Below are 14,427 nucleotides of genomic sequence, written 5' to 3' on the forward strand. Positions count from 1 at the left end.
ACAATCGGAAAATGTCGGAACCGACCGGCGGTTTGTGCGTTGCACACCTGAACCGGTCTGCCCGTCCGCAGCAGGCAAGAACGAAAAACAAAAGAGCGACAGCCGGAGGCAACCTGGCGTTTCAATGACACAATATGGCGTTGACCTGTTTTTGGTCCTTATTCTCGCAAGCCTCGGACTTTCCGCTCTCGCGATCTTCATTTCGGTATCCCGGCGTCGTCACCATTCGAGAGCTGCTGCTTCGCAAGCTTCCGGCGACGACTTCGCCACCGAGGCCGCGCGCAAGGTGCTGCGCGAATTCGAGAAGAACGGGCAGTCCGTCGACGCGGCTCTGGTCACATGGTCGCCGGATACGCTGCGCAAGATCCTCGCCGACGAACTGCCGGATGCGCAGGTGATCGTCGTGTCCAATCGCGAGCCTTATATCCACAACGAAACCAAGGACGGCGGCGTCGAACTCGTCGTTCCGGCGAGCGGGCTGGTCTCGGCGCTCGAGCCGATCACGCGCGCTTGCGGCGGCACCTGGATCGCCTATGGCGGCGGCAGCGCCGACCGAACGGTGGTGGACAGGAACGATCGCGTGCAAGTGCCGCCCGAAAATCCGTCCTACACGCTGCGCCGCGTCTGGTTGAGCGACGACGAATATCAAGGCTACTATCTCGGCTTCGCCAATGAGGGCTTGTGGCCGCTTTGCCATATCGCGTTCACGCGTCCGATCTTTCGCGAGTCGGACTGGGAGGCCTATGAGGCCGTCAACCGCAAATTCGCCGAGACGGTGGTTGCCGAGGCGCGTAACGAACGACCGATCGTGCTGGTCCAGGACTACCACTTCGCGCTGTTGCCGCGCATGATCCGCGAGCGGCTGCCCGAGGCGATCGTCATCACCTTCTGGCATATCCCCTGGCCGAACTCGGAAGTGTTCAGCATCTGCCCCTGGCGCGAGCGCATCCTCGACGGCTTGCTCGGCAGCTCCATCATGGGCTTCCACACTCAGTTCCACGCCAACAACTTCACCGAAAGCGTCGACCGCTTCATGGAAAGCCGCATCGAGCGGGCGGACGCCGCAGTGTCCTATGGCGGCCAGGTGACGCTGGTGCATTCCTATCCGATCTCGATCGAATGGCCGGCCGAGCTCCTGAAAGCCCTGCCCAGCGTCGAGGAGTGCCGGGCGCGCGTTCGCAGGCGGTTCAACATTCCGGCGGACGCCAAGCTCTGCGTCGGCGTCGAACGTCTCGACTACACCAAGGGCATCCTCGATCGCTTCCACGCATTGGAGGAGCTGTTCATTCGTCATCCCGAAACGATCGGCAATGTCGTCTTCCTGCAGATCGCGGCGCCCAGCCGCGGCACGCTGCCGGCTTACAAGCATCTGCATGAGGAATGCCTGCGCTATGCCGAGGAACTCAACCAGCGCTACGGCGGCCAATCCTACCAGCCCGTCGTCATGGTCGCCGAGCACCATTCGCAGGCGGCGGTCTACGAACTCTATCGCGCCGCCGACATCTGCCTCGTCACCAGCCTGCATGACGGCATGAACCTTGTCGCCAAGGAGTTCGTGGCGTCGCGCGACGACGAGCAGGGCGTGCTTTTGCTCAGCACCTTCGCCGGCGCCTCGCGCGAATTGCTGGAGGCGCTGATCGTCAATCCCTACGACGCGGCGATGATGAGCGAGGCGATGCTGCAGGCGCTGACCATGGGACCGGACGAGCAACATGAGCGCATGCGGCGCATGCGCGATATCGTGCGCGACAACAATGTCTTTCGCTGGGCCGGAAGCATGCTGCTCGACGCGGCGCGGCTAAGGAAGCGCGGCGACCTCGACCGGGTCACGGCTTTATACGAGCGGCCGGCAGGCCCCACCGGCGACAATGTCGTTTCCATGTTCGAACGCAAACAGGCAGTCGGATTCCGATGAACATCCAGGCAGACCTCACCCCGCAGCTTCCCGAAGGCCGCTGGGCGCTTTTCCTCGACATCGACGGCACCTTGCTGGAGCACGCGGCGCATCCCGATGCGGTATCGGTCAGCGACGAGTTGAGGCAATTGCTGCAGACGATCGAGCATCGTCTCGACGGCGCGATCGCCTTCATCACCGGGCGCTCGATCGCCGCTGTCGACCATCTGTTCGATCCACTGAAGCTCAGGATTGCCGGCCTTTACGGGCTGGAGCACAGACTTTTGCCGGATGGAGAGATCGAGGCCGCCGATGCGCCGGCGGATATGGCGGCGCTTGCCGACGAGATCGAGCTGGAGCTGGCGAGCAAGGCCGTCTATGTCGAGCGCAAGGGTCCTGTGCTCGCCATCCACACGAGAGCAGCACCCCAGCTTCTGGCACGGGCGACGGAACTGGTCGAGGCAGCGCTCAGCCGGTTGCCGCAAGGGTACCGCGTCATCGCCGGCAATGCCGGCGTCGAGCTGATGCCCCTCGAAGCCGCCAAGGGCGCCGCGATCCGGCGCTTCATGCAGCTCGATCCGTTCACCGGCAGGCGCCCGGTGTTCCTGGGTGACGACACGTCCGACGAGAACGGCTTCGACACGGTCAATGCCGCCGGCGGGATTTCGATCCGCGTCAAGCCGCAAGGCGAGACCGCGGCGCGCTTCGCCATCGAAGATGTCGCCAGCGCCATTGCCTGGCTCGAAGCCAATTTCGGCGAGCCGGTCGCGCAAACGGCCCGCGGCAATCTCGTCGCCTAAACCGGTCAGACGCTACCCGGCTACTGTTGCTGCAAGCCTGTGATCATGGCGATGATCTCATTCTTGTCGGTCTTCTTCGTCTCGCGCACGCCGATCTGCTTGCCGCGCCTCAAGACACAGATGCGGTCCGACAGCTTGAACACCTGGTCGAGGCTGTGGCTGATGATCAGGATGCCGACATTGCGCTGCTTCAGCGACAGAACGATTTCTTCCACTTTCGCTGTCTCGGCAACGCCGAGCGCGGCCGTCGGCTCGTCGAGCAGGATCAGCTTGCTTGCCCAATGCGTCGCCCTGGCGATCGCCACGCCCTGGCGCTGACCGCCGGAGAGGTCGCGGATGGTGGCATGCGCGGAAGGGATGCGCACATCCAGTTCCTTCACCAGCTTTTCCGTCTCGGCGATCATGCGGCGGCGGTCGAGCAGGCCGAAGCGGTTCAGCGGCTCGCGGCCGAGGAACATGTTCATGTAGACGGTCTGCTGGTCGGCCAGCGCGAGGTCCTGATAGACCACCTCGATGCCGTGCGCGCGCCCCATGGTGGCGTTCGACATCGTCACCGGCTTGCCCTCGATGGCGATCGTGCCGGAGGAGGGCGGATGCACGCCCGAGACGATCTTGACCAGCGTCGACTTGCCGGCGCCGTTGTCGCCGACAAGCGCCACGATCTCGCCCGGGAAGACCTCGAGCGAGAAGTTCTCGATCGCGGTGATGCCGCCGAAATTCTTGCGGATGTCCTGAAGCTGCAGGATGGGCGCGCTCATCGCATTCTCCTTCGTTGGAGCATGATCTTGTCCGAAAACCGGTTTCCACTTTTCGCTGACGCGGTCCTTCGGTTCGGGATCATGCTCTAGACAGGCCAGGCATAGGGTTCGCCAAAGCCGTTCTCGATGGTTTCGACCTTCGGATTGCCCTTCGAAATGCCGGAGACGCCGACGACATAGGCGCGGGTGACGAAGGCCTGGCCGCGGAAGCCGAAGACGGCGCTGTCGCCGGGCTTCGGCGCGCGTGCGCCGGAGGCGTCGATCATGGCGTAGTAGTCGATCGCCGAAGGCGGCGGCACCTCGACGCTTTTGAGCGCGGAAGCGGCGGTGGTCGGTTCGGCCGAGACAATCGCCTTGACGTCATAGTCCGGGAAGATCGGGTCGATATAGAAGCCGCCGCCGAAGCAGTAGGCCTTGCCGCCCGACAGATGCGAGACCTCGGTGAGATAGAGCACGGCAGGCAATTCCGGCAGGTCCTCCATGACATGCAGCGCCGTGGTGCCGTGCAGGCCGTTGCCGGGCTCGCACTGCGTGGCGCCGGCTTCCGCCAGCGCGGCCAGCATGACGCTCGACGTCGTGCCCGGCGCATTGATTTCGATCTCCTTGCGGCCCGCCTTGGCGAGCGCCTCGGCGGCCTTGCTCAGTGTCGCCAGATTGGGCGTCGGCAAAACCTTTCGCGCGGCATGGTCGAAGAGCAGGGCAGGGAAGGTGGTGATGCCGGCGAAGCGGCCGCCCGGAACGGCATCGAGCCGGTTGGCGATTGCGACAACCTCGCCGGCGTCGAAGCCGCCTTCATGACCGCGGTAGAAAATGTCGCCTTCCGCCGCGATGCGGGCGAGCAGGTTCTGGACATAGCCGGCGGCCTTGGCGCCCTTGCCTGCCTCCTCGGCCTTGGTGTCGTTGAAGACGGTCCAGTAATCCGGCTTGAACGTCCTTGCCGCAGCATCGGCTTCGAATTTCGCGATCTGCTGCAGATGGCCGAGATGGCCAAGCTTCATCCCGGCCTTGTGCGTGGCGCGTGCGCAGGCCATGTCGACCGCTACCGCGCGTTCGATGCCGCCGCGCATCACCGCCTTGCAGAACGAGCTCGAGCGTCCGACCTGCTTGGTCATGGCGAAGACCTTCAGGCCGAGCCGGTCGGCTTCGTCCCTGAGGACCTTGGCATTGTGCTCGACCGTATCGAGATCGAGCACATAGGCGTTGGCCGGCAGCTTGCCCTGCTGGTGAAGGCCGATCGCTGCTTCGATGAAGGCGGGGTTGCGGCGGCGCAGAACGTCGAGAAACATTGGGTCGATTCCTTCAGCGGGATTTGTCGCGCAGCGACACGGCGACGGCGGTGAGGATGATCAGGCCGCGCACGATCATCTGGTCGGAAACCGAAAGCCCCATCAGGATCAGGCCGTTGTTCAACATGCCCATCATCAACGAGCCGACGAGCGCGCCGACGATCGAGCCCTTGCCGCCATTGAGCAGCGTGCCGCCGACGATGACGGCGGCGATGACCGTCATCAGATCGGTTTCGCCAAGCGTGTATTTCGCCGCCTGCAGGCGGCCTGCGTAGAGCAGTCCGCCAAGCCCCGCGAGCCCGCCGCTGATGGTGAGCACGGCAAGCCTGATTTTCGGCACGCTGATGCCCGAAACGCTGGCCGCGCGGGCATTGTCGCCGGTCGCCAGCACATGCGCGCCGAAACGCGTCTCACGGTAGACGAGGTGTCCGATGGCGATGGCGATGGCCGTCCACCAGATCAGCGACGGCACGCCGAACAGGGAGCCCGAGCCGAAGAAACCGGTGAAGGTCTCGTTGGTGACCGAGATCGAACGCAGGTCGGTCATCGAGCGCGAGACGCCGGCGAACAGGCCCATCGTCGCCAATGTCACCAGGAACGACGGCAGCCTGACATAGGCGACTAGCGCGCCGTTGATGAGGCCGATGAGGATACCGGCACCCAGGCCGACGACGATGCCCGCCGCCATACCATAGGAGGCGATGGTGACGGCGGCGGCGAGCGCCGCCACCGCGACGATCGAGCCGATCGAAAGGTCGATCTCGCCAGCCGACATGACGAAGACCAGGCCGATCGCCATGATCGTCACCGGCGCCGTCTGCAGCACGATGTTGGAGAGGTTGCGCACTGTGAGGAAGCCGCCGTCCCTCAGCATGAAGGCGAAGAACAGGAAGATCGCCAGGAAGCCGAGATAGACGACATATTGCTGCAGATTGAAGCGGCTGGCGAAGCTGCCCACCTCGGTGCCGGTGTTGGCGCTGGTCATGTTTGATCTCCGATGGTGCATGCTTCGCAGCCTGCCACGCCGTTTACTTCATGGCGTCCGCGATGGTCGCGGGCACATCCTTGTTGAGCGACTTCTTCCAGCCGTCCTTCACCGTGTCCTTGGTGACGGCGATGGAATCGACCGCGTAGAAAGGCTCGGCCTTCAGGCCGACCAGCGAGCCTGCCGAGGCACGCGCCAGCGTCACGCCGATGCTGTAGGCCTCGTCGGCGACAAGGGCTGCGATGTTGCCGCCCTTGACCATGTCGAGCGCGGCCGGCTCGTTGAGGTCGAGCGTGACGATCTTGGTGTGCTTGTTGCCGGCGCCGCGCAGCGCCGAGAGCACGCTGAGAGCCGGCTCCGCCCAGGTGACATAGATGCCGTCGAGATCAGGATGCTGGGTGATCATCGCCTGCGCGATATCCTCTGAGCGCGCCGGGTCGGCCATGCCGGCCTCTGCGGCGATCTTCATGTCGGGATAATCCTGCTCGATGGTCTTCTTGAAGGCGCCGTCGCGCTGGTTGGTGACGTAGAAATCGGCGTCGTGGAAGATGTAGCCGACCTTGCCCTTCTTGCCGAGCGCCTCGGCCATGGCGATGCCGGCCTTGTTGCCCATCTGGAAGAGGTCGTCGGAAACGATGGTGACGTAATCCGTGCCCTGCTTGTAGCCGGCCGGGCAATTGTCGACGAAGCCAAGCTTGACGCCGGCCTGGCGGGCCGGATCGTAGACGGAGGCGGCGGTCGCCGGATCAACCGGCAGCGACAGGATGATCGACGGCTTCTTGGCCATCACCGTCTCGACATCGGCCTTCTGGCGCGCGGCGTCGAAACCGGCGTCGGTCTGCGCCACCACTTCGATGCCGAGACGCTTGAACTCGTCGCGTGCGCCGGCGTTTACGGCGTTGGTGTACTCGCTCATCTCGTGCCAGACGAGAGCCGCGGTGAACTTGCCGCTCTTGATCTGCTGCTCCTGCGCCGCCGTCAGCGTGAGCGAGGCCGCCGGGACCGGTTTCTCGCCGTTCGGGCCGGTGGTGACGCCTTCGGCGGCGAAGGCGTGAGCGGCGAACAGGCTCGCCAATATGATGATGATGCCCAATGCTTTGCGCATGTCAGTTCCCCTTTTTGTTCAGGAAGAGAGCTCCGGCCCGGTAAGCCGGGCCGGAGCGTCGGCTTCACTTCGCCGCGTCGAGCACCGACTGAGGCGCGTCGCGGTTAAGCGAATCCTTCCAGCCCTGGGAGACATTCTCCTTGGTCACGGTCAGCGCCGGCGCGACGACGAAGGCGGGCGTCTGCTGGCCGAGCAGCGACTTCATGCCGGAGGCGGCCATGGCGCGGCCGAGCTCATAGGCCTTGTCGGCGACGAGTGCGGCGACATTGCCGCCCTTGACCATGTCGAGCGCGACCGGCTCCGCAAGGTCGAGCGTGACGATCTTCGTGTGCGTGTTGCCGGCGCCGCGCAGCGCCGACAGCACGCCATCGGCCGGCTCGGCCCAGGTCACATAGATGCCGTCGAGATCGGGATGCTGCAGCAGCATGGCGTTGGCCAGTTCCTCGGCGCGGGCCGGGTCGGAAATGCCCTGTTCGGCGACGATCTTGATGTCGGGATAGTCCTTCTGGATGGTCTTCTTGAAGGACTGGTCGCGCTGGTTGGTGACGTAGTAATTGGCGTCGTGGAAGATGTAGCCGACCTTGCCCTTGCCGCCGATGGCCTTGGCCATCGCGTCGGCCGCCTGCTTGCCCATCTGGTAGAGATCGTCGGTGACGATCGAGGCGTAGTCGGTGCCTTGCTTGTAATCCTTGGGCAGGTTGGACAGGAACACCAGCTTGACGCCGTCCTTGACCGCCTGGCGAAAGGCTTCGGCGGAGGTGACGGGGTCGAGCGGCAGCGCCAGGATGACGTTCGGCTTGGCGGCTAAAGCGGTCTCGATGTCGCTGCGCTGGCGGGCGGCGTCGAACTGCGCGTCGGTCTTGACCGCGATCGAGATGCCGGCGCGGGCGAACTCGTCGGTGGCGCCCGCGGTCACCGCGTTGGTGAAGTCGGAAGAGGTGTGCCACAGAAGGGCTGCCTTATAACCCTTGTCCTTCAGCGCCACGATGTCGGCATCGCTCAGCGTCAGGCTGGAACTCGGGGTGGCGGTCTCGCCCTGCGGCCCGACCGTCTGCGCGTGAGCCGCGCCGGCGGCCAACATCAACCCGCCGGCCAGGGCGGCGGCAATCCATTTCTTCATCAGCATGTTCAGTCTCCCATTTCGCTTCGTTGGTCTTTCAGTCGGCCACGCCGCAATAGCGGGCCATGAAGGCGGCGAAGCCGATGATGCCGGCGAGGTATTCCTCGACATCGACGTGCTCCTCGAACGTGTGGCAGTTGCGGATGTCGCCCGGCGCGCAATAGACGGCGGGAATGCCGAGCCGATTGACGAAGAACGAGGATTCCGACCAGAAGGGCGCGCCCTCGATCACGCCGCGCCCGCCCATGGCTTTAGCCATCGAGTCCGAAAGCAGGGCGACTTCGGCGCGCGTCTCGTCGATCTCGGCGGCGGTGCCGCCCAGCCTGTGGTCGCGTCCGGCCGGATAGGCGAACTCCACGGTGATCTCGGGATCGGTGATGGCGCCGCGTACCGCGGCCTCGATCTCGGCGGCGGCGCTGTCGAGGGATTCGCCCGGCAGCAGCTTGCGGATTAGCGACAGCGTGCATCGCTCGGGCACGGCGATATAGCCGCCGCCGGTAAGGCCGGTGATCAGCAGGAAGCCGCGCCCGGTGAGCTTGTGCTCGGCGCGGGCGGCCACCTCATCAGAGTGTTTCCACAGCGCCGTCATTGCGGCGTGGGCGGCGCGAAGGGCGTCCTTGCCAAGCTCCGGCACGCCGAAATAGGCCGACTTGCCGGTAATCGTGATGTCGGTGATGAAGAAGCCGATCTGCGCGGCGTAGACGGCAAGCCGAGTCGGCTCGACATAGACGGTGAAGTCGGGCGTCGCGACCTCGCCGGCCTCGATGCGGCCGACGAAATGCTTGATGCCGGCAGAGACGCCGGTGCCGGGCTGGCCGCTTTCCTCGTCGCCGACGAAAGCGAAGGCGACGTCGCCCTTGAGGCGGATGCCGGCCTTGTCGAGCAGCGAGAGCGCCGCCAGCGAGGCGGTGATGCCGGCCTTGAGATCGCCCGAGCCGCGGCCCCAGACTGCCCCGTCGATGATGGGCGCTCCAAACGGGTCCTGGCGCTCGGTGCCGGCCCAGTGCTCGCGCCAGCCGTCGACATGGACGGTGTCGCTATGGCCGATGAAGAGCAGGCGCTGGCCCTGGCCAGTTCCCTTGCGCTCGCCCCAGATGTTCGGCCTGCCGGGCAGGAAATCCGCTCGGCTCAGGCCGCTCAGTCCCAGTTCGCGCATTTTCGTTTCGAGGAAGTCGACGAAATTCGCCTCGTTGCCGGTGATGCTGTCGCGTCCTATCGCGCCCCGAAACAGCGCCAGGGCCTGGTCGGCATCGAAAGCGGCGCGCAGCCGGGTTGTGATATCGCTGGTCACAGCACGACCTCCTTCAGGGCAGCCGCCTGGGCGGTGGGAAGTGAAATGCGGCCGTCCGGCGCGTCGACGCCGAAGAGTGTGTTGTGCAACTGGCCAAGCCCGATCGCAGCGGCGCCGATAAGCGCTGCCCGCGCGCCCAGTTCGCCGGCCTCGACCGTGACGGGGTAGGGGAAGCAGAGCGGGATCAGGGCCTTGACGCGCGAGAGGATCTCCGGCCTGAGGCCGATCGAGCCACCAAGTATGACCTTTTGCGGATTGGCGACGGCGGCGATCGCGGCGATGCCTTGCGCCAGATAGCGCGCCGTCTCGTCGAGCACGGCGAGCGCTGCCTTGTCGCCCTTTGCGGCATTCTCGAAGATCGCCGGGACCGCGACCTGCGTGCCGGTCAGGGATCTGTAGCGTTCGGTCATCGCGTGCGTCGCCACCGCTCGCTCGAACGCGCCGGTGCGCAGCGATTCCGCCGCGAACGGATCGGCGCCGATCGGCATGAAACCGATTTCGCCTGCCGCATGGGTGGCGCCGCGCACCAGATGGCCGCCCAGCATCAGGCCGCTGCCGACGCCGGTGCCCAGCGCGATATAGGCGAGGTTGTCGATGCCCTGGCCCTGGCCCAGCCAATTCTCGCCGAGCACGGCGAGATTGACGTCGTTCTCTATCATCACCGCGACGCCGAGCGCCTTCTCGAACGCGTCAAGCACATTCATGGCGTCGAAGCCGGCGATGTTGGGCGCGAGCAGGATGCGGCCGGTCGCGGGGTCCGGCGCGCCCGGCGCGCCGATGACGGCAAGGCGAATCTTCTTGCGGGGGATGCGCTCCCTGGCCGCGGCCTGGAAGGCAAGTGCTGCGATCTGGTCGATGATGAACTGGCCGCCGCGCGGATCGGTCGGCGTCGCCGCCTCGGCGAAGATCTGGCAAGCGAGATCGGTCAGCGCCACGCGCACCTTGGTGCCGCCCAGATCGACGGCGATGATGTAAGCGGCGTCGTGGACAAGCTCATAGGTGACCGCGGTGCGCCCGACATGGCCGCTGGTGCGTCCTGTCTCCTGCACCCAGCCTTCCTGCTCGAGGCCGCGTACGATTTCCGAGATCGTCTGCTTCGACAGGCCGGTGAGCTTGGAAATCGACGCCCGCGATATCGGCCCGCCCTGGACGATCGCCTCCATGACGGAGCGTTGCGAGAACTGGCGGGAAATACGCGGCAGGTCGCTCACAGCAGGGCCTCGGATTAATTCGTTCTGTCACCGAACTTATTATTCAAGCATTTGCTTGTCAACAACCTTGTTGTGGCACCTGGGAACGACGATCGGAGGGTGATGCTGACGGAGCTCTGCTCAAGCGGGAAACAGGAAAGCCGCGCCCGGATCGAAAAACACCGGGCGACGGGACGATGCAACATCCTGCGCGGCGAGCGCCGAAGATGTCGGCCGGATGTCGATTTCCTGTCCGGCGCTCGTGCGCGCCACAATACGCCTGCGCTCGCCATAGAAGGCAACATCGACGATCTCGACCGCAAGCTCCGCATTGTTCGGAGAGCGCTCCAGGCGAAACGCTTCCGGTCTGATCATCAGCCTGGTTTTCTGTCCGGGGGCGAAACTGCCATTGGCATTTATGCCGGAGACAAGCGCGCCGTCGGCGAGGCGGATGGTGGAAGCGCCGCCCACCGTTTCCAGATGCTCGGCGGCAAGGAAATTCGAGTTGCCGATGAAGCCGGCGACGAAATCGGTAGCGGGCCGTAGATAAAGGTCCTCACCGGTGCCGATCTGCTCGATACGGCCATCGCGAAACAGCGCGATGCGATCCGACAGATGCAGCGCTTCTTCCTGGTCGTGCGTGACGTAAAGGATGGTGACGCCGGTCTCGCGATGGATGCGGCGGATTTCGGCCTGGATCTCCTCGCGCAGCTTCTTGTCCAGCGCCGACAGCGGCTCGTCCATCAAAAGGATCGGCGGATCGTAGGCCAGCGCGCGGGCGAGCGCGACGCGCTGCTGCTGACCGCCCGAGAGCGCCGCGGGCAGGCGCTCGGCGAAGCTTTCCAGCCGCACCAGCGACAGCATTTCGGCGACCTTGCGCTTGACCTCGGTGTCGGGCCGGCGGCGGACGCGGAGCGGGAAGGCGACGTTTTCGGCGACGCTCAGATGCGGGAACAGCGTGTAGCGCTGGAAGACCATGCCGATGTTGCGCTTGTGCGAAGGCACCGACAGCAACGACTTGCCTTGCAGCCGCACGTCGCCGGAGGTCGGATCCTGGAAGCCGGCGATGGCGTAGAGCGTCGTCGATTTGCCCGAGCCCGACGGTCCGAGGAAGGTCAGGAACTCGCCCTTGGGAATATCCAGCGTCACATCGTGAACGGCGGTGAAGGCACCGAATGCCTTGCGCAATTTGCGGATCGAGAGAAAGGGTTGGGTCATGTCTGCAGCTTTCGGCGCAAGAGTGCCGTCACGATCATCAGGGCCAGCGTGAGCGCGACCAGCAGGCTGGAAGCGGCGGCGATCACGGGCGTGAGGTCCGAGCGGAGGCTCCCCCAGATCTTGACCGGCAAGGTCTGCAAGGTTGGGCTCGCCATGAAGATCGCCACGACCACCTCATCCCAGGAGGCCAGGAAGGAAAAGATCGCGGCGGAAAAGATGCCGATGCGGATCGACGGCAGAGTGATGCGGAGCTTGGCCTGAAGCGGGCTCGCGCCGCAGACGATTGCGGCGTCCTCGATCGACTTGTCGAAGCCTTCGAGCGCGGTGGCGATCGGGATGATGGCGAAGGGCAGCGCAAGCACGGTGTGGGCGACGACGAAGCCGACGGTCGTGCCGCCGAGGCCAAGCTTCAGGAAGAAGGCATAGATGGCGATAGCGAAGACGACGACCGGCAGGACCATCGGCGTGAGCAGCAGTCCGCGCAGGATCTCGCGGCCGCGGAACCGGCCGCGCACCAGCGCGAAGGAGGCGAGCAGGCCGATGGTGACGGCGAGGATTGCGGTCATCGTGGCGATGCGGGCGCTGGTCAGCGCCGCCTCGATCCAGGACGGATCGGCAAACAGCTCCTGATACCATTTCAGCGTCCAGCCGGGCGGCGGGAAGGCCAGCCAGCGCGAGGAGCCGAAGGAGAGCAGGACGATGAAGACCACCGGCAGCAGCAGGAAGGCCGCGACCAGTGCAGTGAAGGCAAGGAGCGCGACCTTCAGCCAACCGAGGCGATCATAGTCGAGCAGCATATCAGGCGCCTCCCGTCGTGCGTCTGGCGCCGACAAGGCGCAGCTGCAGCGCATAGAGCGCCATGGTGACGACGAGCAGGATGAAGGCGGCAGCGCTGCCCAGCCCCCAGTTGAGCAGCGACTGGATCATCTGCGCGATCATTTCGGCGAGCATCATGTTCGACGTGCCGCCGAGCAGCGCCGGCGTGACGAAATAGCCGAGCGACATGACGAAGACCATCAGCCCGCCGGCGGCGATGCCGGGAAGCGAGAGCGGCAAAAGGATGCGGCGGAAGGCGGCAAGCGGGCTGGCACCACAAAGCGCGGCGGCGCGCAAAGTCATCGGGTCGATGGCGCGCAAGGTGCCGACCAGCGGCAGGATCATGAAGGGCAGCATGATGTAGACCATGCCGATGGTGACGCCGGTGAGGTTGTTGATGAGTGGCAGCGGCTGGTCGATGATGCCGGCGCCCATCAGCGCCCGATTGATGACGCCGGTGCGCTGCAACAGCACCATCCAGGCATAGGTGCGGGTCAACAGGTTCGTCCACATCGACAGAATGATGATGCCGAACAGGATCGAGGTGAGCGCCGGCGGCATGATCGCCAGCATCCAGGCGACCGGGAAGGCGACGAGCACGGTGACGATGGTGACGACGAAGGCGACGAGGAAGGTGTTGAAGAACACGCGAGCGTACGTGCCGTCGCCCAGCAGCGCCGCATAATTCTGCAGGCCCGGAGCGGGGTCGGTGACGCTGCGCAGCAAAAGCGCCAGCACCGGCACGACGAAGAAAAGTCCGATCAGGATCAATGCCGGAAGCAGGCCGCCGAGGCCTGCCGGTATCCGAGGGGTTGTGATCCCTTGCTGTGCTTCCACCGACATGGCGGTAATCCCGGATTGCGGGTCGGGACGGCGGGCGCCGCCCCGGTCCTCGTCAGGAGGAGAAGGGCGTCACTTCGCCTGCCAGGCGTACCAGCGCGTGGCGATCTCGTCGCGATGCTCGGCCCAGTAGTTCATGTCGAGGTTGATCTGACCGTCGACATGGGCGTCGGGCAAGCCCTTGACCACGTCGGCGGGCATCTCCGCCTTGGCCTTGGTGTTGATCGGCGCGTAGCCGCTTGCCTCGGCGAATTTCGCCTGACCGGTCGGGCTGGTCGCCTCAGCGAGGAACTTCATCGCCGCATCCTTGTTCTTGGCGCCCTTCGGCACGACCAGCACATCGGCGGCGGTGAGATTCTGGTTCCAGGAGACGCCGACATCGGCGCCGTCCTTCTCCAGCGCGAAGACGCGGCCGTTCCAGAGCTGGCCGAAGGCAGCTTCGCCCGACGCAATCAACTGCTGCGACTCCGCGCCGCCGCTCCACCAGACGATGTCCGACTTGATGGTGTCGAGCTTCTTGAAGGCGCGGTCGAGATCAAGCGGATAGAGCTTGTCGGCCGGAACGCCGTCGGCGAGCAGCGCGATCTCGATCACGCCCGGCGCCGACCATTTGTAGAAGGTGCGCTTTCCCGGAAATTTCTTGGTGTCGAACATGTCGGCCCAGCCTGCCGGCTCGCCGGAGACGGCGCCCTTGTTCCAGGCGAGCACGAAGGAATAGTAGAAGCTGCCGACGGCATTCTCATTGCTGAAGCGCGGGTCGAGATCGGCCTTCGGCACGACGGCGAAGTCGATCGGTTCGAGCAGGCCGTCCTTGGCCGCCTTGATGGCGAAATCCATCTCGACGTCGACGACGTCCCAGGTGACGTTCTTGGCGTCGACCATGGCCTTCAGCTTGCCGTAGTCGGTCGGCCCGTCCTGCAGCACCTTGATACCGGACGAAGCGGCGAAGGGTTCCGCCCAGGACTTGGTCTGGGCTTCCTGCGTCGTCCCACCCCAACTGGTGAACACCATTTCATCGGCCTTCGCGGCCGTGGTCACCATGAGCCCGGCAAGGATGCCGGCGAAAATCAGTTTCATCTGGTTCTCCTCTGATTGGTTGTGCCGTTTCTTGTTCTTGTCAGTCC

13 protein-coding genes are annotated in these 14,427 nt (G+C 64.9%); 2 read left to right on the forward strand and 11 right to left on the reverse strand.

Annotation, left to right across the window (positions count from 1 at the left end; genetic code table 11):
* Positions 1–124: 124 nt before the first annotated feature.
* Positions 125–1,915 carry an alpha,alpha-trehalose-phosphate synthase (UDP-forming) gene (locus RFM52_RS13350; RefSeq protein WP_320297123.1) on the forward strand — a complete coding sequence of 597 codons (1,791 nt, stop codon included), beginning with the start codon at positions 125–127 and terminating at the stop codon, positions 1,913–1,915.
* Entirely contained in the window at positions 1,912–2,694 is a 783-nt protein-coding gene (gene otsB / locus RFM52_RS13355; protein ID WP_320297122.1) for a trehalose-phosphatase, read from the forward strand. Before RFM52_RS13350 ends, otsB begins: the two co-directional genes overlap by 4 nt.
* Before the next feature lie 20 nt (positions 2,695–2,714).
* On the opposite strand, the gene RFM52_RS13360 is transcribed toward otsB, so the two are convergent.
* The 11 genes from RFM52_RS13360 to RFM52_RS13410 form a co-directional block, all read right to left on the reverse strand.
* On the reverse strand, positions 2,715–3,452 hold the full coding sequence (locus RFM52_RS13360) for an ATP-binding cassette domain-containing protein (RefSeq protein WP_320297121.1): 738 nt from the start codon (positions 3,450–3,452) through the stop codon (positions 2,715–2,717).
* A gap of 86 nt (positions 3,453–3,538) precedes the next feature.
* Complete coding sequence (locus tag RFM52_RS13365) at positions 3,539–4,738, reverse strand: alanine racemase (RefSeq protein ID WP_320297120.1); 1,200 nt, start codon at positions 4,736–4,738, stop codon at positions 3,539–3,541.
* A gap of 13 nt (positions 4,739–4,751) precedes the next feature.
* Positions 4,752–5,723, reverse strand: coding sequence for an ABC transporter permease (locus tag RFM52_RS13370; RefSeq protein WP_320297119.1), 972 nt, complete (start codon positions 5,721–5,723; stop codon positions 4,752–4,754).
* Between the two features lie 43 nt (positions 5,724–5,766).
* Positions 5,767–6,828, reverse strand: a complete 1,062-nt coding sequence (locus RFM52_RS13375) for a substrate-binding domain-containing protein (RefSeq protein ID WP_320297118.1) — start codon at positions 6,826–6,828, stop codon at positions 5,767–5,769.
* Between the two features lie 64 nt (positions 6,829–6,892).
* The gene (locus RFM52_RS13380) at positions 6,893–7,954 is read right to left on the reverse strand and encodes a substrate-binding domain-containing protein (protein ID WP_320297117.1); all 1,062 of its coding nucleotides are present in this window, start codon (positions 7,952–7,954) and stop codon (positions 6,893–6,895) included.
* Positions 7,955–7,985: 31 nt separating this feature from the next.
* On the reverse strand, positions 7,986–9,239 hold the full coding sequence (locus RFM52_RS13385) for a M20 family metallopeptidase (RefSeq protein ID WP_320297116.1): 1,254 nt from the start codon (positions 9,237–9,239) through the stop codon (positions 7,986–7,988).
* A complete protein-coding gene (locus RFM52_RS13390; protein WP_320297115.1) occupies positions 9,236–10,450 on the reverse strand; it encodes an ROK family transcriptional regulator in 1,215 nt (404 codons plus the stop codon). Before RFM52_RS13390 ends, RFM52_RS13385 begins: the two co-directional genes overlap by 4 nt.
* A 120-nt stretch (positions 10,451–10,570) precedes the next feature.
* The gene (locus tag RFM52_RS13395; protein WP_320297114.1) at positions 10,571–11,647 is read right to left on the reverse strand and encodes an ABC transporter ATP-binding protein; all 1,077 of its coding nucleotides are present in this window, start codon (positions 11,645–11,647) and stop codon (positions 10,571–10,573) included.
* Entirely contained in the window at positions 11,644–12,444 is an 801-nt protein-coding gene (locus RFM52_RS13400) for an ABC transporter permease (RefSeq protein WP_320297113.1), read from the reverse strand. The genes RFM52_RS13395 and RFM52_RS13400 overlap by 4 nt, the downstream gene beginning before the upstream one ends.
* A 1-nt stretch (position 12,445) precedes the next feature.
* Entirely contained in the window at positions 12,446–13,306 is an 861-nt protein-coding gene (locus RFM52_RS13405; RefSeq protein ID WP_320297112.1) for an ABC transporter permease, read from the reverse strand.
* 69 nt (positions 13,307–13,375) lie between these two features.
* On the reverse strand, positions 13,376–14,380 hold the full coding sequence (locus tag RFM52_RS13410) for an ABC transporter substrate-binding protein (RefSeq protein WP_320297111.1): 1,005 nt from the start codon (positions 14,378–14,380) through the stop codon (positions 13,376–13,378).
* Between the last annotated feature and the right edge of the window lie 47 nt (positions 14,381–14,427).

The sequence above is a fragment of the Mesorhizobium humile genome, from assembly GCF_033977215.1.
GTDB lineage: Bacteria > Pseudomonadota > Alphaproteobacteria > Rhizobiales > Rhizobiaceae > Mesorhizobium > Mesorhizobium humile.

Excerpts from the sequence above, each read along its gene's own strand:
- RFM52_RS13410 (WP_320297111.1), bottom strand. The coding sequence starts at position 14,380 with ATGAAACTGATTTTCGCCGGCATCCTTGCCGGGCTCATGGTGACCACG.
- RFM52_RS13365 (WP_320297120.1), bottom strand. The coding sequence starts at position 4,738 with ATGTTTCTCGACGTTCTGCGCCGCCGCAACCCCGCCTTCATCGAAGCA.
- RFM52_RS13380 (WP_320297117.1), bottom strand. The coding sequence starts at position 7,954 with ATGCTGATGAAGAAATGGATTGCCGCCGCCCTGGCCGGCGGGTTGATG.
- RFM52_RS13360 (WP_320297121.1), bottom strand. The coding sequence starts at position 3,452 with ATGAGCGCGCCCATCCTGCAGCTTCAGGACATCCGCAAGAATTTCGGC.
- RFM52_RS13375 (WP_320297118.1), bottom strand. The coding sequence starts at position 6,828 with ATGCGCAAAGCATTGGGCATCATCATCATATTGGCGAGCCTGTTCGCC.
- RFM52_RS13395 (WP_320297114.1), bottom strand. The coding sequence starts at position 11,647 with ATGACCCAACCCTTTCTCTCGATCCGCAAATTGCGCAAGGCATTCGGT.
- otsB (WP_320297122.1), top strand. The coding sequence starts at position 1,912 with ATGAACATCCAGGCAGACCTCACCCCGCAGCTTCCCGAAGGCCGCTGG.
- RFM52_RS13350 (WP_320297123.1), top strand. The coding sequence starts at position 125 with ATGACACAATATGGCGTTGACCTGTTTTTGGTCCTTATTCTCGCAAGC.
- RFM52_RS13370 (WP_320297119.1), bottom strand. The coding sequence starts at position 5,723 with ATGACCAGCGCCAACACCGGCACCGAGGTGGGCAGCTTCGCCAGCCGC.
- RFM52_RS13405 (WP_320297112.1), bottom strand. The coding sequence starts at position 13,306 with ATGTCGGTGGAAGCACAGCAAGGGATCACAACCCCTCGGATACCGGCA.
- RFM52_RS13400 (WP_320297113.1), bottom strand. The coding sequence starts at position 12,444 with ATGCTGCTCGACTATGATCGCCTCGGTTGGCTGAAGGTCGCGCTCCTT.